Annotated in this window: 19 protein-coding genes; 6 read left to right on the top strand and 13 right to left on the bottom strand. The window is 55.7% G+C overall.

Annotation, left to right across the window (positions count from 1 at the left end; all coding sequences use genetic code 11):
- Positions 1 to 78: 78 nt before the first annotated feature.
- The 7 genes from B2R17_RS18910 to B2R17_RS18880 all read right to left on the bottom strand — a co-directional run bounded on the left by B2R17_RS18910 (position 79) and on the right by B2R17_RS18880 (position 7,111).
- Positions 79 to 855, bottom strand: a complete 777-nt coding sequence (locus B2R17_RS18910) for a glycosyltransferase family 32 protein (protein WP_286765187.1) — start codon at positions 853 to 855, stop codon at positions 79 to 81.
- A 22-nt stretch (positions 856 to 877) separates the two neighbouring features.
- Complete coding sequence (locus B2R17_RS18905; RefSeq protein WP_286765186.1) at positions 878 to 2,074, bottom strand: glycosyltransferase family 4 protein; 1,197 nt, start codon at positions 2,072 to 2,074, stop codon at positions 878 to 880.
- A gap of 94 nt (positions 2,075 to 2,168) precedes the next feature.
- Complete coding sequence (locus B2R17_RS18900; RefSeq protein ID WP_236616246.1) at positions 2,169 to 3,248, bottom strand: hypothetical protein; 1,080 nt, start codon at positions 3,246 to 3,248, stop codon at positions 2,169 to 2,171.
- An 80-nt stretch (positions 3,249 to 3,328) separates the two neighbouring features.
- On the bottom strand, positions 3,329 to 4,855 hold the full coding sequence (locus B2R17_RS18895; protein ID WP_286765185.1) for a nucleotidyltransferase domain-containing protein: 1,527 nt from the start codon (positions 4,853 to 4,855) through the stop codon (positions 3,329 to 3,331).
- A gap of 71 nt (positions 4,856 to 4,926) precedes the next feature.
- On the bottom strand, positions 4,927 to 5,598 hold the full coding sequence (locus B2R17_RS18890; RefSeq protein WP_286765184.1) for a glycosyltransferase family 2 protein: 672 nt from the start codon (positions 5,596 to 5,598) through the stop codon (positions 4,927 to 4,929).
- Positions 5,595 to 6,641 carry a serine kinase gene (locus tag B2R17_RS18885; RefSeq protein ID WP_286765183.1) on the bottom strand — a complete coding sequence of 349 codons (1,047 nt, stop codon included), beginning with the start codon at positions 6,639 to 6,641 and terminating at the stop codon, positions 5,595 to 5,597. Before B2R17_RS18885 ends, B2R17_RS18890 begins: the two co-directional genes overlap by 4 nt.
- 44 nt (positions 6,642 to 6,685) lie before the next feature.
- Positions 6,686 to 7,111, bottom strand: a complete 426-nt coding sequence (locus B2R17_RS18880; RefSeq protein ID WP_286765182.1) for a PqqD family protein — start codon at positions 7,109 to 7,111, stop codon at positions 6,686 to 6,688.
- Positions 7,112 to 7,346: 235 nt separating this feature from the next.
- Between B2R17_RS18880 and B2R17_RS18875 the strand changes: the two genes are divergently transcribed.
- Positions 7,347 to 8,789 carry a glycosyltransferase family 4 protein gene (locus B2R17_RS18875; protein WP_286765181.1) on the top strand — a complete coding sequence of 481 codons (1,443 nt, stop codon included), beginning with the start codon at positions 7,347 to 7,349 and terminating at the stop codon, positions 8,787 to 8,789.
- Between the two features lie 28 nt (positions 8,790 to 8,817).
- Here B2R17_RS18875 and B2R17_RS18870 read toward each other — a convergent pair whose 3' ends face one another.
- Complete coding sequence (locus tag B2R17_RS18870; RefSeq protein WP_286765180.1) at positions 8,818 to 10,149, bottom strand: chromosome condensation protein; 1,332 nt, start codon at positions 10,147 to 10,149, stop codon at positions 8,818 to 8,820.
- A gap of 46 nt (positions 10,150 to 10,195) precedes the next feature.
- The gene (locus B2R17_RS18865; RefSeq protein ID WP_286765179.1) at positions 10,196 to 11,173 is read right to left on the bottom strand and encodes a hypothetical protein; all 978 of its coding nucleotides are present in this window, start codon (positions 11,171 to 11,173) and stop codon (positions 10,196 to 10,198) included.
- 180 nt (positions 11,174 to 11,353) lie between these two features.
- On the opposite strand from B2R17_RS18865, the gene B2R17_RS18860 reads away from it, so the two are divergent.
- Complete coding sequence (locus tag B2R17_RS18860) at positions 11,354 to 12,838, top strand: glycosyltransferase family 2 protein (protein ID WP_286765178.1); 1,485 nt, start codon at positions 11,354 to 11,356, stop codon at positions 12,836 to 12,838.
- Between the two features lie 8 nt (positions 12,839 to 12,846).
- On the opposite strand, the gene B2R17_RS18855 is transcribed toward B2R17_RS18860, so the two are convergent.
- On the bottom strand, positions 12,847 to 14,121 hold the full coding sequence (locus B2R17_RS18855; protein ID WP_286765177.1) for a glycosyltransferase: 1,275 nt from the start codon (positions 14,119 to 14,121) through the stop codon (positions 12,847 to 12,849).
- Between the two features lie 236 nt (positions 14,122 to 14,357).
- Between B2R17_RS18855 and B2R17_RS18850 the strand changes: the two genes are divergently transcribed.
- Complete coding sequence (locus B2R17_RS18850; RefSeq protein WP_286765176.1) at positions 14,358 to 15,725, top strand: efflux RND transporter periplasmic adaptor subunit; 1,368 nt, start codon at positions 14,358 to 14,360, stop codon at positions 15,723 to 15,725.
- Between the two features lie 49 nt (positions 15,726 to 15,774).
- Here B2R17_RS18850 and B2R17_RS18845 read toward each other — a convergent pair whose 3' ends face one another.
- The 3 genes from B2R17_RS18845 to B2R17_RS18835 all read right to left on the bottom strand — a co-directional run bounded on the left by B2R17_RS18845 (position 15,775) and on the right by B2R17_RS18835 (position 20,619).
- Entirely contained in the window at positions 15,775 to 17,688 is a 1,914-nt protein-coding gene (locus B2R17_RS18845; protein ID WP_286765175.1) for a TolC family protein, read from the bottom strand.
- A gap of 188 nt (positions 17,689 to 17,876) precedes the next feature.
- On the bottom strand, positions 17,877 to 19,109 hold the full coding sequence (locus B2R17_RS18840) for a glycosyltransferase (RefSeq protein ID WP_286765174.1): 1,233 nt from the start codon (positions 19,107 to 19,109) through the stop codon (positions 17,877 to 17,879).
- Positions 19,110 to 19,269: 160 nt separating this feature from the next.
- Complete coding sequence (locus B2R17_RS18835) at positions 19,270 to 20,619, bottom strand: sulfatase (RefSeq protein ID WP_286765173.1); 1,350 nt, start codon at positions 20,617 to 20,619, stop codon at positions 19,270 to 19,272.
- Positions 20,620 to 20,943: 324 nt separating this feature from the next.
- Between B2R17_RS18835 and B2R17_RS18830 the strand changes: the two genes are divergently transcribed.
- From B2R17_RS18830 to B2R17_RS18820, 3 genes are all read left to right on the top strand, one after another.
- A complete protein-coding gene (locus B2R17_RS18830; RefSeq protein WP_286765172.1) occupies positions 20,944 to 22,560 on the top strand; it encodes an ExeM/NucH family extracellular endonuclease in 1,617 nt (538 codons plus the stop codon).
- Between the two features lie 109 nt (positions 22,561 to 22,669).
- A complete protein-coding gene (locus tag B2R17_RS18825) occupies positions 22,670 to 22,831 on the top strand; it encodes a hypothetical protein (protein WP_286765171.1) in 162 nt (53 codons plus the stop codon).
- A partial coding sequence (locus B2R17_RS18820; protein ID WP_286765170.1) for an AAA family ATPase occupies positions 22,828 to 23,312 on the top strand: 485 nt, incomplete at its 3' end. The genes B2R17_RS18825 and B2R17_RS18820, both read left to right, overlap by 4 nt.

Here is a 23,312-nt window from a genome sequence, read left to right as displayed (position 1 = left end):
CCGACCGGCGTTCCCCCCGCGAGAGTCGACCAATCTGGCTCGATCAAGCAACGCTTTCCGGGCGATCCGGCTCAGAAGCTAAGAGCGTGGCCTGCCCAATACGCGAGCCCAAAGTCCGCTGACACGCCGCTGAATCAAAGACTTCAGCTTGTAGTAGCCTCGCCAATTTCGATCCCATCGATCGGTCCTCCACCAAGTGCCATGGAAAAGGTGAATCGCGAACGCATCCGAAAGGTCGACGCCCACATGCCCGGCCAGCCGGTACTGGGCCGCTTGGTGCATCGTCAACGGATACAAGAATCGAGAGGGAAGCAGCGTGACAGATTCGGGCGTCTCAAAATCGTCCAAGACCCGCGTCATCATGATCGGTCCGGTGCTGCTGAGAATCGGCTCTTTGTTCTCGACGTGATCAACGAAATCGGGCAATCGCCGGATCACGCGTTCAAAGAAAGGATGTCCGGGTGCCGACGCCATCAGTGCGTTGCACAACAGATTGGGAACTCGATGATGCCGACAGTGCTGAGGTGGTTCCATCCCGACGACGCAGTCTCGATCTTCGAGCAGCAGATCGAGAGGCTTCAGACAAATGAAGTCCAGATCCACATACATGCCTCCGAACCGATGAAGAATGAAATACCGAATGGCATCGGCGCGTTGGATGGCCGTTGGATAGCCATCATACGTCTCCAAGAACCAAGCGTATTCTTCCGCGATCAATTCGCGGTTGTCTTGGTCAGTCCACAATCGAAACTGCCAATCCGGATGGTGAGTCCTCCAGGACTGGACACATTCCGAAAAGTCATCCGGAACGCGTTCATCTTTCCACGTTTGGTGCAGGATTTTCGGAACGCTCATCGGCTTGCGATCCTGACTCGCATCAACCTGCCAACCGAGAGGCAGAGCTTTCCGCGACGAGCATGTATTGCTCCCACATCGCTTCGGCCACGCGTTGCCAATCAAACAGCTCCGCCCGTGCAATCGCCTTGCGAGACCGTTCTTCGCGAAGATCAGGTCGAGTGACCAGTTCAACGAAACAGTCACAGATCTGCACGATGTCATTGGGATCAGCCGCCCAACCGGCGTCCGCCACAACCTCGGCCACCGCGGTTCCTGAACCGTAAATCACTGGCACGCCACAATTCATCGATTCCAGTGGTGGCAAGCCAAATCCTTCGTAGTGCGAGACATACGACAAGGCCTCCGCTTGAGCATAAATCAAAGGCAAATCCTGATCCGGAACACTGCCCAGCCAGTGGATTCGATCACAATTTTTCGCGGCGGCGTACACCTCATCGAGATCGCCCCATCCGTATTTGCCGACGATGACCAGTTCAATCGGAGTCTGCAGATTCGTTTCCAACAACCGGCGATAGGCTCGCACCGTCCCCAACAAATTTTTTCGCGGTTCCAACGTCCCCACCGAAAGCAAAAACGGAGCGTCGGGCATCGCATACTTCCGCCGAACAGCGTCTTTGGATTCTTGCGAATACCGCGAATGGAAAAGCGATCGATCGCAACCGGCACCGGTGACGGCGATGTTCGAGAGACCACAACGCGAAATCATTTCCTGGCGAATGAAATCCGTGTCGGTGCTGAACCACGCGTTTCTCTGCGTCGCATCACGCAGCCCTCGCTCCAGGCTTTCGCTGTTGACGGCGGCTTGCCACTGGGGGCATGCCAAATGCGAAAGATCATGCACCGTGACCAAGCGTCCGCCTCGGAAACGACGAAACGTGTCAAAGGTATTCGGCATGGTTTGATGGACGACATCGTACTGCGACGTCCGTACCTGATGCTGCAATCGAATCAGATCCAACGTCCCACGCAAAAACTGCATGGCGCCGGTCGGTGCTGGCTCCGGTAGAGTCAACCACGAATCAATTTCGGCGAGCGGAATCATACGCGAACCAACATGAACATCCACGCAACACTCGGGATGCAGATCCGCGACGGATCGCATCGCCCCCAGGAGCCCTGAGACAAACCGACGAATCCCATCGGACACCGAATCGGCCAACTTCGTGCCGTCGATCAAGATTCGTCGTTGGGTGCGGTTGTTCACTTGTGTAGTCACGTTGTGAATGATTGGGAGGTCGTTGGGGTCAGTTCAAAAAATTGCCGAGTCGCTTTCATGATCAGTCTGGTTATGAATCGCAAACGAAGACGGATCAGATCTTCAGGTTCTGGTAAACATCACTGTTACGAAGATCGTCAAGAAAAGTCGACGGTGAAAGCTTCTTCCGCATCGGACACTGCATCAGATACTCGTGAGTTGCTGCGACCAGGTTCAAGTCTTGAGCCTTTCGAGCGGCCTCGTCCAACGACTCAAAGTAAAACGGGTAGTCCGCACCCAAGTATTCTTCGACGGGTGCAATGCGATTGATCAGCATTGGGGTCGCACGTGCGATGCATTCCACCACGGCATTGTTGGCGGATGCATCATAGAGGTCGAGAAACACGATGCTTTTGGAAAGCAACTCGTCATATTCAGAATCATCGTGCCGCGGCAATGCGAAAGTGTTGTCACGATAGGCGGGCAAGAGCGGTTGCCGAAGAGCCATCGACTGCCGCACGAACTCTTGTTTCAACAGACTCGCGTGTTCCAACTCGGTGCATGGGTTGCTGATCAGTCGATACTTTCGAAACCCACTGGCATGGTCCAAGGGAAGAAAATAGATGGCAGCCAACTTCCGCAGCCACCAACCGACCATCACAACTTTCTTTTCCGCTTCGTTCGCAAACGCATCCATGCAAAACAGCCGTTCAGGAATTTCCGTTGGAAGCCTGAGCGTCGAGGTGAGCAGTCCGGTTTCCTTCGTAAGAAAATCGGACAAGTAATCCGATAGGGTGAAAAGCCCTCGACATGCCGGCATGCTGTCGCGAAACGCAGCGGAGGCAATCAGACGTCGAGGAGCCCCAGACGGACTGTGCCAACCCTCCATATCGGGCGGATTGTGAAAGACACCCGTCCAAGGCTGAGTCAGCGGCAACGTTGGTCCCGTCTCATGCGGCCAATGAGGATCGAAGAGGCGATCCAAAAAGCCATCGAAGATCACCCCGTTAACATTGTGTTCCGGTATCAACGCATCCATCGCTCCAGCCCATCCGCTGCGATGCATCGTGAACGTCGTTTGCGGCGCGAGCCGAATTCGGCCTTGTGGATTGGATGGAATTTCGTAGCGATCGGTCTGAATCCCCGTTGAATCCGTTGATCCCGGCACAACACCAACAGAACGCTGGTTGGACATCAATTCTCTTTCAATGAATAGGTTGGTCGGACCCAACAAGTCGAGACGCGATGGAACGGGCGATGATGCGGTTGTGCTTTTCACGACTCCGTGCCACCGCATTTTCGTGGGCGAAAGCAAACCGATTGCAACGGAAGCCCAAGATGTCGCGTTTCCTCTTCCGGCACATCTCGAAAACTGCCACATCGAAATGTCAGCCGTTGCTGCGACGCGGGGCAGAACATATCACGCTGGATTGAAAACCGCAAAACACGATTGCGATCCCCTACCGGCGTGACCAGGCAACCATGTCGGTTGAAATCAACTTTTAATTCCGACGCCAAATCGGATCCCCAATCACGCCACGAAAACACGTGAACATCCACGTCGTACTCACCGCGTGGGAGCGTCACGACCAACGTTGATTCACCACTGGTCCAACGAAACGTTCGATGCCCCGATCGTTCGACTTCATGACAACCAATCATCTCATCGTCCGCTAATGTGCTGACGACGAAACGCTGTCTCTTTCGAATCGATGGAACCACCGCTTTCACACGCGACACGGTTTGCAGCATGCCGAGCTTCATGAATTCAGCGAATCGAGACCGATGATTCTGGCTGATATTGTGTTGCAAGCAGTGATATTTAGCAAGCGAACCAGGACGCCCCTGACGATGCCACGCGAAAACGTGCTCGGGGAATGTCTGCCAAAAAGTATGTTGCCCGGCGAGTCCGCGTTGCCCCGTCACTCGGTACTCCATCCGATTGGCAAGCGACACTTCTTGGTCATCCAAGTTTGCCAATGCCTCGTCTGGAATCGGCAAATCCAAGTGCTCGTTCAGCCATTGCAGACTTCGACGAACTTGCAGCACAGCGTTGTATTCCGTCGCCTGACTGGCAATCCGCTGCCAATCCATCTCGGTTCCCGCCGCTCGCGTGATTTGAAAAGCGTCTGCCAGCCAACGAAACGGAGGGGTTTCGTTGTATCGAACACCATGCTCACACGTATGCAACAACTGATCGGCGGGACACAAAACACGACTGCTGGCGGGTCCAATCTTCACTGGCAAACTGGCGTCCCACAGCGATTGTTGCTGAGCGGCTGATAGTGACCGACTGTGAAAGAAGTCCCAGTGAAGATCAACCTCGGTGCCATCGGCCAAACTGAAGTTGGTGCCATGGCCATGACGAAACGATTCCTCCGACACGTTCCGCGGAGGTGCGGTTCCCGCTTCGTTCAAAAGCTGAACCGCCCTCGGAGCATCTTCCCGGCGAACCGCCACATCGAGGTCGTTCATGGCCCGAAACCCAGTCCGGTACACCGTCGCGTTCAGTGCCGCTCCTTTGAGCAACAACGTTGGGATCTGGGCCTTCTCAAACAATTGAAGAATCCCCATCGCTTGTCGCTGACGCAGTTCCGTCTGCACCCAGTAGTACCGTGCCACTCCTGCCAGCCGACCTTGATCCTTGGATGTCAGTCCAAGGCGTCGCAAACGATCGTGCAGCAACAACAGCAATCGATGGGAACCAAAGTCGATGAAGTCCCACGGGACCAACTCTTCCCATTTCCGCCAAGCTTGTGTCGCGGCGGCATCGTCCTCGAGCAAACATGCTTGCAGCAACAATCGTTGTGCTTCATTCGGCCAACAACCGCGTGGCCAAGCCTGATCCCCGTCCATCCAACGCGCCAAAAACTTCACTGAGCGCGTCTCCGGTCCAAGACCGTTTTCAGCATGTGAACGTACTTCAAGCGATTCTGATTCTGAGTGGACCAGTTGTTTTCATGGTGACGTCGATAGAGGACAACCTCCTCGACGCTGGCCTTGAGAATGCCTTGGTCGTCGATCCGGGCAAACCAGTCGAGCACCTCGATCGTGTTAGGGTCATTCGAAAAAGGTCCGACAGCATCGAAGACACTTCGACGGCAAGTCACCGTTCCCGTGACGCATTGAGTCAGCACACGCCCCGTGCCATTTGCATGATGCTCCGCCGGGTCTTCCCCATCTTGAAAAATCAGTTGATGGCCAAAGGCGATGCCAACTTCCGGACGGGAATCAAGCAACTCCATTTGCAATTGAAGCCGATTCGACGTCATTCGATCATCGGCATCCAGCATTGCGATGTAGTCCCCTGCCGCCGCAGCCAAGCCTGCATTGCGAGCGACTCCAGCACCGCTTCTTTCCAAAGAAATCAGCGTGACGCTATCCGCGAACGAACGTGCGACCTCCCCCGTGCGATCGGTTGATCCATCGTCGATCACGATGATCTGATCGGGTAGCCGCGTTTGTGCAAGACAACTCTCAATCGCCTCCGCCAGAAACGGTTCGGCGTTGTAGGCCGGGATCACCACGCTGATCGTTTCCGTCATGACGAGGCTCCTGCTTCCGTCTCGAGCCCGTCCAAAACCTGACGAATGATCGGAGCAATCCCGCTGCGGTCGGAGCCCAAATTCAAGCGATAGACCGGAACACGTTTGATGATCTCCACAATCGACTGAATGTTCTCAGGCCGCGTCCCGCCCAACAGCGTCAACGTGACGGGCACGATCGCGTGCCATGCTTCCGCTTGAGTCGCCGGGACCAGACTTGTTTGAGCTTCGCCACTGACTCGCGGCAACAGGATTGCTTTCAACGGTCGCTGCATCGCCAATTTCTCAGCGAATTGCGGGAACAAAAAGTAGGTCTCTTTTTCTGGGTTGCGTGGCAGATTCGGATTGACCGACAGCGACAGATCGCTGAAACGACGCAGGTTATCCGGCAACAATTTCGCCGAGTTGTAAAGGCTGTTGACCAAGGGCTGCGAATCGTTGGTGAGCATGACCAAGTCATCCCCCAAATGATAAAGATCCGGCTCAGCCAGACACGTCAGCGCGGTGCTGGATTTCCCGGACCCGCCCACTCCCGCCAGGAGAACCGCCGTCTGATCGTTTCCCACGGCAGCACCATGCACCACGCTACCCTGTGGTGCAAACCAAGCATTCAACAACGATCGCAGCGGGACCGCAGATTCCCAAACCGGCAGCTCATCGCCATTTCGACAGCAGACAAACGCGTTCCCATCCTGCGTCAGCCGACTGAATAAACCGATGCCCGGTTCGATCAGCGTCCAGCAGGCATCGTCGACCGGACGAATGACCGATTGCAAACCCGTCCATTCCGCCAACGAGTATTCCACGGGAGGCGTGGCACTGTCCCAGAAATGAATGGTCAGTTCGGCTTGGCCGCTGCCTTCTGGATGGTGATCCAATGCGGGCATCAAACGACGCAGCAATGACTGGCCAGCAAACTTCAAACAGACCTGACGTCCACCAATCGACAATCGCCTTTCGACCAAGCCATCCGATTCGGCCACACGGTCAAACTGCCGCTTCAAAGCAGCCTGTGAATCGTCGCAAGTGGTGGTTGTCGTCATGTCATCTCTCGCAATGATCGGGACCAATCACCACTGTCCCGAGGTCAGGGAGTGCCAGGAGCGGTCTGGTCGTCTTGAACCATCTGAGGCCAACCAGCCTTGTCGGTGTCGTGAATCACATCCCCGAGCAACATGTTCTTCATATCGTCGAAGACTTCCATCGTCGGCGTGCGCCAAGCTCCAAGGCTCTCGACCGATTCGGAGCTGGAATGATCCGGTGATTCACAGATCAGATCATTCTTCAGCAGTTGTTCCAGAAAGTTCTCCACTTCGGCAGCCGCCTCCGGGGGTGCTCCCTCGACCGCGTCGACAATTGCGGGGACCGTCAACGGTTGCTTTTCAAGACCTTGCCAAATCGCTTCGGCCATCGCTCGCAAACTGAAGTAGTTCCCGGTCGCGAAATGGATGACGATGGTTTCATCGTCAAACGCATTGTGCGAAAGCGCTGGCGAATTGATCGCGTAATACATGACTCCGTCCATTGTCAGTCGAAAAGGTTTGCGGAATTTGCTCGTCGCCCAATGCGTGTGTCGAGTCTACCGGAGCAGCGTTTGTCTGAGAAGCATCTCGCAGAGTAGCATCTCTTCGAGCAGTTGCTATTCGTGGCGACACCCAAAGGTTAGAACGGATTGCAAAGCGTTTGAGTGAGTCCGCAGGGTTTCAGCAGCGGCCACGAACGCCCCGCAAGCAAGATTGGCAAGTTCGGTGTTCAGCAAGATATTCGAAAAGATCGGCGTTTTGATCGGCCGAGATCCCGGTGCACCGCATCGCCAATTCAGCCTGCAGGAAGTTCAACGAATCCTTCATCAGCATCATGCTGCGTTGCTGGAGTTGTACGGCGTCCCGATCGAGGAACTTCGGGCTCGCCTGCTGCGACAAAGGATCCTCGAAGACACGTCCTCGACGAGCAACTCGCTATCCGATCCACCCGCAAAGGAGCGTGCATTTGCTGGCGACTGGGCGATCTTCACCCCGCTTCCACCAACGGCCTCCGGCATCGCGGACTACGCCGCCGAACTGGCTCCTTCACTGGCCTCCCGGCTGAACGCCACCTACATCATTGCCGACGACGCACCGCCTCCGGAGCATTTTGGTTTCGCGGTCGAACGACTCAGCGAATGGAAGTCCAATCAGGAACGAGACCGTGCGACTCCCCGGCTCTACCATCTCGGTAACAGCAGCATCCACGACTACGTCGTTCAGGAAGCGATGCGGCATCCCGGTGTCGTCGTGTTGCACGACAGAGTGCTGCACCATCTCTTCGAACAAGCCTTCCTCCGGCGAGGCGATTCACAAACGTTCCACGAGCTCGCCATCGAACACCACGGACCGTTGGGCGCGGTGATCGCCGATCTAGCCGAACGGGAATTGTCAGGCGATGCCTTTCGGTTCGGCTTGCCGATGACCGCCCCCGCCTTGCAGAACGCGGAAGCCGTGATCGTGCATTCCTTCGACTCGATGTACCGAGTCCGAGACCTGCTGCCGGACATTCCTGTTCAAAGAATCCCACTGCTATATTCGCCAGCAACGCCGCTCACTGAAATGAATCCTGGCGAGGTTCGCAAGCGACTTGGAATGCACCCTGATCGAATGATCTTCGTCGCGTTGGGATTGGCAACCGTCCAGAAGCGAGTGGATTGTCTCATTTCCGCCCTGGGTTCCATCAAAGACCGAATCCCGCCGTTTGAATTGTGGGTGGTCGGCGAATTGCCTGATTCACTCGGTCTGAGGGAACTTGCCATTGAGTCCGGGCTGGCAAACCAGATGCACGTGACCGGCCGAGTCGAGATGGACACCTTCCAGGCATTCATCGATCACAGTGATGTTGTGGTCAATCTGCGTTTCCCTTCCGCTGGCGAATCGTCGGCAACACTGATCCGAGCGATGGGTGCGGGCAAGCCCTGTGTCGTCTTCGATTCCGGATCCGCGCTGGACTACCCGGATGACTCTCTGATGAAGATCCCCATCGAGCTTTCGTCCAACACCGGACTCGCGAAAGCCCTTCGCGAGTTGGCCTGTGATGAACTTACTCGCCAGCAAACAGGAGCAGCAGCGGCAGAGCACATCGCCAAATGGCACGACGTCGACCAATGCGCCGACGCCTACGCGAATTTCATGTTGGCCGCCGCGAACAGACACACCCGGTGAACAACGCGTCTTTCGTCACGAGGAAAGATCACTCCTCCGTCACGGACTCTCGTATTCGCCGGACCAACTGATCGAGCAATTCCTGAGCGGCTTTCGTCGACACCGCTCGCGGATCGTGGTGCAGCGTGATCGTCATTTGTTTGGCGTACCAACTGACGCCAAACGCCGCATTCAAATGTCTCGCGATCGGCGGAATTGCTTCGACGGAATGCAGCACCACATTCCCGCATCGAAGCCGTCCTTCTTGCCGTGGCAAGGGTGATCTCGAGAAAACGCGACTGAGGTTGGTGAAAACGACGGTCGTTTGGCAGCGTTTCGGTCTCGCGGTCCGCTGCAATCCACGCGGCACCAATCGCTGGGCCCAAAGGGAATACAGGAACAAATGATTCAGTTGGCGATGTTTGATCAGACTCATCTCTTCGCTGAGGTCTTGAAGCAGGTGCTCCGGATCTTCCATGTCGGTCGCCCGCCGGTCCAAGAACACGGAGCTGACAATGTTGGCAGCGGGTGCCTGGTACTGATGCTTTCGTCTCAAGCTGACTGGGATCATCAATCGCAGCCAGCCTGCTGGATCGTGTACACCCTGCGATCGACGAAACTCTTCCAACGCCAGAAACAGATCGCGGATCAGCAGGTCGTTCTGGGTCACTTTTTCGCGTTTGGCAGTTCTTCGCACTCCCGCCGAAACCTCTGGTTCAAAGTGGTGAGCGATCACCGTCGGAAAGCTCACCGGTGCGGGTTCCTCACGCTGGGGCACACGATGCGGCAACAAATGCGACGGTTTTCGCGTCAGGAACTGCCAAACTCCACGAAGGCCAACGGCTTGGCGTGAAGCAAGTCGCAAAAAGCTGCCCGCGGTCAATCCAAGCGAACCACGGTCCCGAAGCAAACTCAGGTCGACCTCTGGAAGCGAAACGTCTGCATTCGCATCGACCTCCATGGCGTAGGCCAACAACAATTCATGAACCACCTGGAAGATCGCGAGTCCGTCACAACAAGCATGATGAAACTGGACCATCAACTCGGATTCGTCTTCGTACAAACAAACCGCGAATTTCAGACCGTGTTCCAGTTCGAGGTCCAACCGGCGAAAGGACGGTTGTTCGGTGGCGGTTCCATCGCACCAAGTGATGCTGGGTTCCGGCTCGTCGACGCGCCAGTGATACCGTCCACGATGTCGCTGAACCCGCGCATGCAGCAACGGGTGCCGTGCAACCGCCGTGAGTGCCGCCGCACGGAAACCGGTCTCATCGAAACGTCCGCGGAACCGCATACGAACAAAGCAGTTCGTTGGAAAAGCATTGCTGTCTTGATGCAGCATCAGCTCTTCAAAATGGGTCAGCGGATAGGCGAGCGGCATCAGCGAAACGTCGGTGAATGAAAAAGAGAGTCGACCAAGTCGTGATTTAGGTTTGCCGTTTAGCTTCGGAACAACACCCGGGAATCCATCGAGCCATTCGTTTTGAAAGTTTCTCTCGCAGCGACAATTCCCCGCGGAGAAACCTCGTCATTTTGCGTTGCCCTGGCTTGCCCCAGTACGGCGTGATGTTGAGATCAATGATGTAGAAGTTCCCTTCATTGTCCTCGACCACATCGAGCGCACCAAAGTCGAGTTGGATCCCAACCAAGAACGAAGCCACGTCGGATTTCAAACGAGCAGGCAGGGCATCGCCTGAATCAGATGCACCGACAAGTTGGGTGTAATCCCTGTACAAGAAATTGCGTCTTGCTTTCGCATCTTCAATTCGCTGAATCCGATTGTCGGAATTTGGTGCCACAAAGCGAGAAATCACCAATCGCCTGTCAATCGCGTAGGCACGATAGTAGATGCCCTGTGAGTTTTCGATCAACCGCTCCACAACGAGCCCTGGATCGTCCCATTGATCGGTCAATTCCGAACGCTTCATAACCGGGTAGTCCAAGCTGCCATCAATCAACGTCGATTCAGGTGGCAATTCCAGCCGACGGCGAGTTTCCAAATCGAGCCGGCGTTCGTTCCGGCCACCGTGGTTGCAATCGGATTTCAAAATCAGCTTCTCGTCCGGGTCCCCGCCCCGAGTCGCCGCGGTCGTCGGAAGCCCTAGACGCCGGCACTCACTCTGGACAAACCGCTTTGTCATGTCGGTGACGTTGGCATTCCATGTGCGAATGCCTTTCTTCTGAAGAGCCTCGAATAGTTCGCTGCGTCGCCTTGGGAACAACGCTTGTCGACTGAGATTGATGTGCGGCAAGAAATCGGTGGTATCGGGTGGCAACCGATCGAGCACGTCCTCCACTTCGTCATCCGGATGAGCTTTGATCCGGTACGCATCGGGACACCATTCACCGATCGAAAACAGCTCCCACGCATTCCATTCGTAAACCGCGAGGCGGCCTTTGTTCATCTCGGTGCTTTCGAAAACTCGTTCGCGGGTGATGGCGTTCGCTGTCAATGTATCGGCAAAGGTGACGACTGCCGACGCCAGGGAATGACTTGATGCGGCGTCGCATAACTGCGTCAAGCACACACGCACTTTCCCCCACGCCGATTGCTCAACTGGGCCTTCGAATGTGGAATTGGTATCGTGACCCGTCCGCAACCTTCTCCTTCCACTCCCTTTGACAACCACTTCGCGGCCTTCTGCAACATGGCGTACGACAGCGAAGGCCGTTTGAATTCACCCCACACATCACGTCCGCGTATCAGTGTTGTGATTCCGGTCTTCAACAATGCCGCCTACATCGAGCAGGCATTGCAAAGCGTGTTCAATCAAGACGCCGATCGCACTGAGATCATCGTGGTCGATGACGGCTCGACGGATAACACAGCGGAAGTGCTCACGAAATTCTCGGACCGCATCCAGTTGATCCGGCAATCCAACTCGGGATCGGCTGCCGCTCGAAATGCTGGCTTGCGTGAGACCACCGGAGACTATGTCGCTTTCTTGGACGCAGACGATTGGTTTCTGCCCGGCAAGGTTTCCCAACAAACCAAGATCCTCGACGCGAATCCGGACTTGGGTGCGGTGCACAGTGGATGGAAGATCACTGACGCAGAAGGCACCGTGACCAAAGTGATTGAGCCTTGGATCGATGCTCCCAAACTCGACCTGAACACTTGGTTGGTCCACAAACCTGCCAAGCTCGGCGCGATGCTGTTTCGCCGCGAGTGGTTGCAAAAGGTCGGCGGCTTTGATCCCGAACTGCGGCAATCCCAAGACGTCGATTTGCTGCTACGACTGTCTCTGGCCGGCTGCAACTTTCAATGGCAAAAGGCCGCCACCCTCTGCTACCGCCGGCACCCTTTCAGCACCATTCGCCGCAACGGTTCAGGGCAAGTCAAATATGCCACGATGGTGCTGGACAAGTTCTACTCGAATCCGTCGGTCCCTTCCTCGATCCGTCGCAATGAAAGGTCAGTGCGATACTACTCCAGCATGTGGCTGGCTTGGCATCTATTCCACATTGGCAACGCAGACGCTGCCGCGCAGCAACTTCAGCGAACTCAATCCTATTCCAGGAACGATCGTCGACACACCGCTCACGATTGCTTGTATCACTTTGCAAGCTGGACGGAAGCGGCAGGTTCAGATCCGGAAGACGTCCACCAGATGATCGGTGCCTTTGAGACGCTTGGTGACGGAGATCTGTCTGCCTCAAACAAGCTGACCACTTCGCTGCAGTGGTGGCTTTCCGTTTGGCGGCACTACCTTTCTGAAAAAAGTCCAAACGCCGAGTCACAACTCAAACACTCTCCGCCCCTTGATCCCGATCAACTCCTCGAGCAAGTCAGCTTCTACCTGCGGACCGGCCTGGTGCCCGCACCAGTCCAAACGGTCGATCGATTTTGGAACGACGCGATGTCGACCGGGCGTTTCCAATCAACCGAACAGCATCGCGCCACTGAGCTTTACATGACACTGTTCGGTCGAGCGTTGTATTCCGGCGACTGGCAAATTGCTTCGCGAGCATTGTTGCGGACGATGCAATTCGGTTGGCATCCCAAGGCTTGGCCAGGCATCGTTCACACGATCAGGTCGCTCTTGATGGAGCTCAAAAACTCAAAGTGATGCGTGTTTCAAAGTGACACGTTGGCTGATTCCAGAGATGCCTCCATCGCCTGTTCATTCAACAAATAGACTTCGTTGGGCCCGAGCACTTCGTAGGTCACACCCCGCCAGATCACGCGTCGAAGAACCGACGCACGAACCATGGCGGAAACATGAATGACAACCGCCAACAGCATCGCAATGGGAAGCTTCAACAATTGGACACCAAAGAATCCTGGAACCGGCTCGCCCTGGGCACGGATGATTCGGCGGGCAGCAACGTCCAACAAAAACCAGAGCGTCATGACCGTCCCGCTGTAGATTGCCGCGCCAACCGCAAACCAAATAGCCTCGTCGACGAATCCCGCGAGCGCACAAACAATGGCCAACACCACGGTGACCATATAAATGCCAAGCACGCCCAAGGTGTAAACCAACATGACCGGCCATTGGCTGCTCATGTAGGTTTGCGTCCACTTCAATTGGCGAGTGAGAAAGTTGTGAGCAAATCGCAGATCACAGTCTTCTCGATTGGCCATCAACAACGAGGGGACAAATTGAAGCTTGAGTCCCTGTTCTCTCAACGCCACTCGGACAGGTCCATCGTCGACGATGGATCGGGTCAGTGTCTCTCGCAATCCGCTTTCTTGAATCACTGATGCTCGGATCGCCAAAGAACCGCCCCACGGAATTTGCCCGAGATGCATCGTGACGACGCCGATCGCGTTGCAAACCTGGCGTACGAGCGATCCCATCCAACCGGCGGCCGGAAGAAACCATCGATTTCCAAAAGCAGCTCCGACGCGTGGGTCATCCAGCGGAGCCACCAATTCACGCAGCCAAGTGGGATGGCTTTCCAGATCGGAATCGGCAAGCACAACCACCTCGAACGAATTATCGATTTGATCCAAAAGCTGGTCCAACGAACTGCATTTCAGACTGCACGTCTCCAATCGCTGGCGAAGCGTCGAGATGTGAACCTGGCACGCGGCGGACTTACCGCCCGCGTCGTCAACGCTCTGTTTCACGACTCCCCAGGCCGGATCGGTCTCGGAATCAATGACAATGAATATTTCGTAGTCGGGGTACTGCTGATTCATCAACCGTCGCAGGCCGCCCGCCAATTGAGGATCGGCACCCCGCAAGCACAACAAAATGGCAACCCGTGGCAGTTCCCTGTCATCGGACCTCTCGCGGCGGTGCCGAAACAGTGCCACCAGAGTGATCGTCGTGCACAGTGCATTGACCGCGGCAAATCCGATGAGTGCCCAAAACGCAAATGTCGCTAGGTAAAGGAGAGTCATGCGAACATTTGAAAGTGAGGCCATAGTCGGCGAATCATTTTGAGAACGACCGGCAGCAAGCTACGCAAACACCGTGGCGAGGTCAACTTTGGCGGCGAACGCAACCGCGACTCGACAAAGCCCCTTTCGCGTTCATTCGTTCGGATTTTGAATGCAGGAAGCCATCTTGGCCCCCGAATGCTATTGGTTCGCTGGACCGACTTTGCTAAACGGAGGCACGCCGATGGAGTAGGTCCATGCATTGGCGATCGAGCGAAGACTCCAATGGCACTGGCGTCAACGGTGTGGCAAACATCACTGACGGACGAACTGAAAGTCCTGTCGAGGCAAGGAACGACCGCTTGAGTCACCCCGCTAGAAAACACTCGCTGTCGTCCCGTCTGTTGATTGGTACGCTTGCCGCTGGCTGCCTGCTTGTGGCAGCAATCGGATTGCGTCTGTTCAGCCAACGCAACGAATTACCGGAACTACGCACCGTCAATGTCGAGCGTCGAGACCTGGTCATCACGGTCGGCACCACAGGAACCATCGAACCCGACGAAGTTGTCCAAGTGGGGCCCGATGTGGCCGGAAAGATCGTCCGCTTCGGCATGGACTCGCGTGATCCAAACAAATCCATCGGTGTTGGATCACGTGTTGCCAAAGGCACGGTGCTCTTCCAACTGGACACGCAGCAATACGAGATTGCTTTGGAAAAGGCCAATGCCGCTTACCGATTGGCCAATGCCGATTTGGTTCGGCTGGAGGCACAGTTTCAACAATCTCAACGAAACCTTGATCGAGCCAACCGCCTGCGATCGACCAATGCCCAAAGTGTCTACGATGAGATCGTCACCGCCAACGAAATGGCGACGGCTATGCTCGCCGTGGGCAAAGCCAAGTTGGAGGAAGCCGAAGCCGAAGTTCATCACGCCAAAGTGAGCCTGGAGAACACCAACGTCCGCTCCCCAATCGACGGCATCGTGATCGACCGACGCGCCAATCTGGGCCAGTACGTCAGCGTTGGTCATCCGGGACTCTTTCTATTGGCGAAGGACCTGGACCAAATGCAAATCCGGGCATCCGTGAGCGAAAGTGACATCGGCAAAGTCCAACGAGGCCAACCTGTCACCTTCACCGTTGACGCCCATCGCGACCAAGTGATGACGGGTCACGTGAAAGAGATCTTGCTCAACGCCCGGATGCACGGCAACTTCGTGACTTACGACGTGATCGTGGCGATTGATCAAACCGATTTAAATCTCTTGCCACACATGACCACCGACGTCGAATTTGAAATCACCAAGCGTGAACAAGCTTGGCTGGTGCCCACGGGTGCTCTTCAGTGGTGGCCAGAATCGGAACAGATGGAACGGACCATCGCCACTGATTTGATCTCTCCAAGCCTTGATTCCAGTGGCCCCGACAAAGGCGACACCGCCTACATTTGGGTGCCGTCCCGCGACGGGAAAGTCCGTCCGATCTCGGTTCAAGTCGGTATCGACGACGGCGTGCAGACCGAAGTGATCGGAACTGGCTTGGCCCCAGATTCACCGGTGGTGGTTGGCGAAGTCAAACGCACCACGCTGGCCAGAATCATTCCGAAGGTCAAAACGCTTCGGTAGACGAGCCGACACGAACGGTCGCCCCAAATGACGGTTGCCCCAACACGAGTTAGCGAAACGTTCCCGGCTGCGGCATTGCTCTTCGCTGAGTCGCCGATGGGCTGGCGATTCGAGTGCCAGTCATGTTGTTGTCGAGTTTCTCAGGCCGGGCAAACACCGAAGCTGAGTTCAACGCGAATCGACATTCGTCGTAGGTTGGCTGGCCAAAGCCCACGCCCATCGCTTGCAACAATGTGCCCCGAGCGTGGTGGACCTTGATGAACGCGAGGTTGTAGTCGACCACACTGCGTTGAAACTCGGTCTCCGCTTTCGTGGCACGGATCTGAGCTTCCAACACGTCCTCCACTTGAATCTCGCCTTCCGCATGCCGTTGCGACTGGGCAGCCAACCGAATCTGTGACGCTTCGCGGCTCTTTGCCATTGAGTTCATGGTGCCATAAGCGCGATCCAGGTCAATGAACGTGGTGCGAAGCTGCGCCGAGATTTGTCGGCGTTGTTCCTCGGCGATCGCTCGCTCTCGTTGCAATTGAAGTTGAGCATGTCGAACCGCCGCGTTCTCTCGTCGGTTTGCCACGGGCCGACTGTAGTCGACTCCCACCTGCCAACCTTGCAACGCACTGTCAAACAGTTCGGTGTCATTGGTCGGGTCATCAGCCAGTCGTCGATACTGGCCGATAAAATCCAATTGCGGACGTTGCAAGTTCTTTGCGGCTTTGATTTCGAGCACACGCTTGGTGATGACCGCCTGTTGTTTTCGAAGCTCGATTCGGCTGCCTTGCGCGAGCGCATCACTTTCATGCCAATCGAATCGAATCGGTGCCTGCAGCGGAGGCCCGATGGGTTGGATCAACCGGTCGCCGCAAGCCGGCAGGGCCAGCAACGTTCGCAGTTTCAGCTCGACGTTGTAGACGCCGGTTTGCCCTGGAACCGTGCCACAGATTGCGTTCCGAACAGCGGCCTCGGCAGAATAGAACTGCTGTCTCGCCAACGCTTCGACATCAGGCGGACTGACTCGTTGTTCGACGCGTTGCTGCTCCAATTGCCACGCTTGACGAGCGTTCTCCATCGCCGTTCGCTTGGCCTCAAGATCTTGGTAGGCGAAGAACAACTCCCAATAAACGATCGAGACATCTCGCACCAATTCAGAGACCGCTTGCTCGACTTCGAGGCTGACCTGTTGGTGATCGATTTGGGCAATCCGAATGCCTCGGTACACACCGGGTTTGGCCAAAGGACCTGCGATCTGGTTGATCTCGGTTCCCGACCCTCGCATCAGCGGGTGCCGAACTTCTGCTCCATAAGCCGCATACAGCCCACCGGCCAGCTCCTCGTCATAACCACCGATACCGCCGATCGACACCTGAGTTCCCGATGGCAAGATGCGGCCGACACCCAATCTTGCCAACGTCTCGGGCTGAGAAAACACACCAAATTGGCCGTTTGAGAACGCGGAATTGACTGAGTTGCCATCGCCGTTCCAAACAAAACTCGATTGGAACTGGGTGTCAAAAGCGGACAAGCTGGCGTCGAGCCCCAGGTTCGGATCGTTGCGAAGCACCGCCGGGTCCAACGTCGTGCGTACCATGTCCGGATACGACAACACTCGGCCACCTTGGTCGCGAATGACTTGGCTGTTTCCGAGCGCCAACTGGATCGCTTCGTCCAACGCCAATGGCCAAGGCGTCAGTTGATCAAACTCGTCGGCGGTTGGCGGCGATCGCTGCCCCACCGATTCGAGATGCGAAACCGTCGCGATCTCAGGCGGTTGGTTCGACTGGCCAATGGCGGGTTTCCCCACGGGTTTCTCAAGTGAGATCGCCGACCAATCTGATTCCGTCATCCGTGGTTGCTGTGGCGCACGCGGGAGCCACGTCCGGCATCCCGGGAAACTGGTGGTCACCAACGCGATCAGCAGCGATGCGATCGCATGGTGAGTCAATTCGAATGATCGCGAAGTACGCATTCGTGGTTCGCTGAGTCCTCGGATGCATGCTTTGAGATTGCCGGACCTGAACGTTTATCGGAGTTGTAAGCACGCCCCGGCAGCAATACCGGCATCTCCCGACCGGACCACCTAACCCGCAAAGTCGCCCAATCAAAGAACCTGTCCTGCAACGAAGCTTCTGCAAACATCCCCAGACTGCCGTTCGATCACAGCGATCGAGTCTCTGGCGCGGGTTCGGAATACGAGGTGTGCGGCCCGCGTTGAATCTTGTCGCCTCGCACGTGATAGACGATTCCGCGCCAAGTCACCTTGGTCGTGAAGAAGCACTTGCAAAACCAAAACGGTGAAACGATCTGACTGACAACAATCCAAAACGGCAGTTTCACGAGTGACGCCGTGGACAAACCACTTGTCGGTGCGCCGCAGTGGGATCCACTTCGATGAAAGCTGGTTTCACACAACAAAACCAACACCACGTTTGAAATCTCGAAGGCGATGAACGCGAAGAAAGCGGCTCGCATCGATCCCCAATCAGAATGCATCCATCCCACAATCGCGACGACGGCAGCGAGGAACGGAATGGCCGACGAAATGATGCCGTAGCCGACTGTCGCTGGCCAACTCGAATGATAAAGCTTCGCGGTCAGCAATTGCCGAGGCACCCAGTTCATCAAATCAGAGAAGGTGCACGTTTCCCGGTTCACGACCATCACGTTGGGCACGAAGACCTGTCGGTACCCCTGACGACGCACAACTCGATCGAGCATCGTGTCTTCGCAAAAAGCATGCGACCATTTCTTCAACAAACCGGCTTCATCAACCAACTGCCGTCGAATCAGCAGACTGCCGCCCCAAGCGATCCGGAAGACGATCATGTTGATGGCGGCGGGGATGTTCCAAAGGTACCGAACCAAGGAAGCACCAGTTGGATCCTGAGGCTGGTACCAACGATTGCCGGTCGTCACCGCCACCGTTGGGTCGTGAAGCGGTGCAGCCAGTTCAGCCAACCACATTGGATGTGGAACCGTGTCTGCATCGCAAAACGCGACGACCTCAAACGATGGGTCGAGCTCTCGGATCACCTGAACAATCGCGGCGCACTTCAGGCTGCATGTTTCCGGTGGATCCCGCAAGACACTGACCCGCACTCGTTCGTCGGATTCGAATTCGCGAAGAACGGCTCGTGAAGGATCTTCTTGACTGTCCACGACCACCTGCAACTGAAACTCGGGATAATCCTGGTCGAGCAAGCTCCGCAGGCACTGCTTCAAAAACGGGTCCGCCCCGCGAAGACACAGGATGACCGCTGCCTTGGGTGTGAAGCTCTGCTCAGGCAAACGGGCTCGTCGTGACATCCACACGACGAAAATCAGTGAAAACGCAGCCTGAATCGCCACGATGACGAACACACCCCAACAAAAAGCGATGGCGATCGTCACGCGGGAGTATTCCTGAAAAATCGTTGCAGTTGAAAAACAGAGGGAGACACACCCAACATCGTCGCCCACCGTCTTTCATGGAAGGTCAGGCGATCCATCGCATGTCGTGAGTTCCCAACACAACTGCCTTCAGCTTGCCGCGAAACGAGAGACAGCTTGTCTATCGCTTTGCAGGGATCCCAGCGCCGGTTTCCTCCAGCCATTCCGTCAAGCGACCCTTCAACTTCTGAGCCATCTCAGGTTTGTCAGCGGCCAAATCTTTCCGTTCGCTCAGATCATTCTTTAAGTCATACAGTTCAGCGGAATCATCGTCGTGACGGAGAATGAGCTTGTATTGGCCGCTGCGAATCACCGAACCAGGACGATTGTCTTTGTGAAACGCGAAGTGTGGGTAGTGAAAGTACAACGCATCACGCTGCAGATTGCCACCGCTGAACAACGGTTGCAATGTTTCGCCATCAAGTGATTCATCGCCGGCAAGCCCGACCCCTGCAGCATCCAACACGGTTGCTGTCAGATCCATGCTGATCACAGGAGTTGCATTCACCGTCGCCGCTTCGGTCACGCCAGGCCAGCGAACGATCAAAGGCACTCGCAAACCGCCCTCGAACAGATACCCCTTTCCTTTTCGCAGCGGTCGGTTGTCAGTCGCACCCGACCAACCACCGTTGTCACTGGTGAACACCACCAAGGTCTCGTCCGAGATGCCGAGCGAATCCAACTCACGCAGCACGCGTCCGACGGCGCGGTCGGTGGCTTCGATCTGGCCGCCGTAAATGGGGTTCTTCAGGCCGGGACCTTCTTTGCCTTTGTAGTGTTCGATCAAATCCTCCGGTGCCTCAAATGGATAATGTGGGTTGTAAGTCCACAGGCACACGAACATCGGTTGGTCCTTCTCACGCCGCATGAAATCGATTGTTTCATCGGCCAAACGATCGCTCAGGTACTCGCCTTCTTTGCGAGGTGGCAACGCGGGAATTCGATAAGGATCAAAGTACGTCGGAGGTCCCCCCAGCCCGCAACCGCCAACGTTGACATCAAAACCATGTTCGGTGGGCCAGTACTTTTTGTCGCTGCCGAGATGCCACTTGCCAAAGAATCCAGTGGTGTACCCCGCTGCCTTCAATCGCTCCGCCATCGTCGTGGTTTCGTGAGGCAATTCATGTTTGGTCGACGGAGGTTGAATCAATCGATCTTCCGGCCAGAAAGAATTGCTATCCGCCCCGTGCTGAGTGATGTGCAATCTCGCGGGAGCAAGCCCCGTCATCAGAGCCGCACGAGTTGGAGAACAGACCGTGGAAGCCGCGTAGGCGTTGTCGAAACGCACCCCTGATTCTGCCAATGCATCGATGTTGGGCGTCCGCAACACGTCGTTGCCCTGGCAGTGCAAATCCTTCCATCCCATGTCATCCGCCATGATGAACAGGATGTGCGGTCTTTCAGCCAACCCAACCGAACAGGGCAAACCACTCAGAAGACTGGCGGACAGAAAAATTAAAACGCTTCGCATTGAATGGCTCCCAGGTGTGCGGTCCGCAACATCCTATCCACAATCGAAGGAAGACGAATTGCCCGAACCTCGGTAAAGCCTGATTTTTCGATGAACCGACGCTCGCTTTCTACGGGCTAGAAGCTTGAGGCTGCGAACGATCCATGAAGAATCGGTTTAGAAAGAACGTTTGCCAAACCAGAGCCTCCTTAAGAGCGTTTATCACGATTGACAGGCGAACCACCATCTCGAAGATCATGTTCAAAGAATCCCTAGCGTGGAGATCATTGGGTGAGGACCGCTCCCCTCTTCCCGCTACAGCCACTTCTACGATTCATGCATCAATTGAACAATCCAATTCGAATCGCCCTAATCTCTTCGCTGACGTTTGGCTTGCTAACATCATTGGGATGCAAACCAGCAACTGCACCCGACGTTTCCGTAGACACCACGCTTGAAACGCCAGAGTCGCCCGATACCTCAGCATTGACCGTCACGTCGGATTTGCAGCAGCCTGAGACTCGAGCATCCAGCACCGATGAAGTCGTCATTCGCGGCGACTTGAACTCGGTTGATTGGCAATCGCTGGTCGGAAAGAAGGTCGCCATCGAAGGCGACCTCGTCATCGTGGACACCTACGATCTCGTCCGCCGGGGACAGATCAACGTGGCCCGCCAACGGTTGTATGTGCCGACCAGCCGAGTGGACCCAAACGACGTTGATCCGAGTGCCAACTCCTTTGAGGGCGGCAGCAACGTTGCCAAAGTGACCGAGGCTCAGAAATTCAACGACACCGCCATCATCACGCTCGATGATGGACCGGCAACCCAAAACATCTTTCCACCATTGTTGTTCCCGAACTTGGGGACAACGGATGCGACAGTCCGGCTAGGATCGGTCTTGCATGGCGTCTCAGGAAAGATGGTCCAGGCCGGCAGCAAACTTCTTCTCGTTGCAGATCAACCTCTGCGATGGACAGCCGCCGAGCGACCGCAACGCCCCGACGTTGGTGAAGCGGATGTGACCGTGGCCAGCTTCAACGTGCTGAACTACTTCACCACACTCGACAATGGAAACAACAACGCTCGCGGTGCGGACTCCGCTGCAGAACTGGAACGCCAGGAAGCCAAACTCGTTTCCGCGATGGTTGCGTTGGACGCCGATGTCATCGGTCTGATGGAAATCGAGAACAACCTCGACGCTGAGAAACGACTCGTTGCGGCGTTGAACAAAGCGATCGGCAAAGAAGCCTTCCAGGGCTGTGGCTTGCCCGATGACTTTCGAAATGCACCAGGTGGGCGGGACGCGATCCGCGTTGGAATTATCTATCGATCCGATCGAGTTTCACCCAACGGCGATGTCGCCATGATTCGCGACGACGCCTTTCACATTGCCCGAACTCCGATCTCACAATCCTTCCAAACAAACGATGGAGGCGAACCATTCACGGTGATCGTCAACCATTTTAAATCGAAGGGCGGTGCAAGCGACGCAAAACCAGACAACAAAAACAAAGGTGACGGGCAAGGTGCCTTCAACGCGGGAAGACGTTCTCAATCCTTGGCGATTTGTGAACACATCGTTTCGCTGAAGTCAGATGGCACAGAACCAAGAGTCCTCGTCATCGGCGACTTGAATGCCTACCAACAAGAGGACCCGATCGACGTCTTGCGAGCCAATGGCTTGGTGGATTTGCAGGCACGCTTTGAGCAAAGCTCTGAAACCGGCAATGAGAAGACTCCCTATTCGTACGTCTATTACGGGCAGTCCGGCAGCCTCGACCATGCCTTCGCCACCGAGGCATTGGCGAACAACGTTTCCGGCGTCGCAACATGGCACATCAACGCTGATGAGCCACGATCTTTGGACTACAACCAAGAGTACAACCCTGCCGAACTCTTTCATGCCGATCCTTATCGCAGTTCGGATCATGATCCGGTTCTCATCGGAATCCGAAATTAGGCTGTCCGGCGAAGGTCGCTTCTGCCGCAGTTGCCGCGGTCTGCGGGGGCGTCTACGTTGACGACTTCGTGATTCGGATGGGCGACTCAAACTGCGGCACGGTAGACCTGTGATTCAACGAAGTATCTACATCGGCACCAATGGCAACGCGACCGGCAAACGCATGGTCGCCTTGGGCATGATGGAACTGGCCGCTCGGCGATTCGGTCGCGTCGCTTTCTTTCGCCAGTCGTTCGTGTCGGCCCTGACGAGGACCAAAGCATCCGCATGATGCGATCTCGATACGGGATCGTCACTCCGTCCGATGAGATGTTTGGCGTCACGCGTACCCAGGCCAGGCAATTGCTGGCCGACGATCGCTACAGCAATCTGATTCAACTCATTCAACAACGATTCAAAACGCTCGAAGCAAAAGCCGACTTCGTTGTTGTAGAAGGCACCAGCTACCAAGGCCTGGCACCCGAACTCGAATTCGAATTGAACGCGGACATCGCCGCGAACATCGGTTCCCGTGTTCTGTCGGTTTACGCGATGGGAAATCGCTCGGTCGATGAGTGCGTTCAATCGGTGCTGATTGGAAACGAAAGTTTCGTCGACCGAGGTGCTCAACTGATCGCGACAATTATCAACCAAGTCCCCGACGATCAATCGACCGCATTGAACGCGGCAATCAAGACATCCAAATTGGACTCCAAAGCACCTCTGTACTTCCTTCCCGAAGAACCGCTTCTTCGCCAACCAACCGTTCGCGA

The sequence above is a fragment of the Rhodopirellula sp. UBA1907 genome (genome assembly GCF_002337565.1).
Classification (GTDB): Bacteria; Planctomycetota; Planctomycetia; order Pirellulales; family Pirellulaceae; genus Rhodopirellula; species Rhodopirellula europaea.
The sequence above is the reverse complement of the archived record's forward strand: the minus strand, read 5'-3'. Positions and strand labels throughout refer to the sequence as shown.